This window comes from Ferrovum myxofaciens, assembly GCF_000735045.1.
In the GTDB taxonomy this organism is placed as follows: Bacteria; Pseudomonadota; Gammaproteobacteria; order Burkholderiales; family Ferrovaceae; genus Ferrovum; species Ferrovum myxofaciens.
Genome location: NZ_JPOQ01000372.1, coordinates 1 through 350 on the forward strand (window position 1 = coordinate 1; position 350 = coordinate 350).

Annotated in this window: 1 protein-coding gene; it reads right to left on the bottom strand. The window is 46.0% G+C overall.

Translation table 11 applies throughout. The annotated features are described in order from the left end of the window. Positions 1–146 precede the first annotated feature (146 nt). Positions 147–350, bottom strand: a 204-nt coding sequence (locus IV91_RS19345; RefSeq protein WP_233418493.1) for a hypothetical protein, incomplete at its 5' end; no start/stop codon positions are given.

Consider the following 350-nt stretch of genomic DNA (forward strand, 5'->3'; position numbering starts at 1 on the left):
AGCAAGGTTCAACTAGCAAAAAGACGCGCCAGGGGCTACCGCAATACTGGAAATTTCATCAACATGATTTACTTTTTGTGCGGCAAACTGAAATTCAGTTACCCACTGTATTTCACATAGAGCCAATTTTTTTGAAGTTGCTGCTGCTACAACTGCCCCTTTTCCACCCTGAAGCGTAGCAAATGTAGCAGTTGTAGCAGTAGCATTTTCAGGAATCGGCCCATGCGTAGCAAATGTAGCAGTTGTAGCAGTAGCATTTTCAGGAATCGGCCCATGCGCAGCAAAGTTCCAGAATCTTTAGTTGACACTCCACCGGGGTCATCGTTCCCCTTGGTACCAGTAGGGTGAAT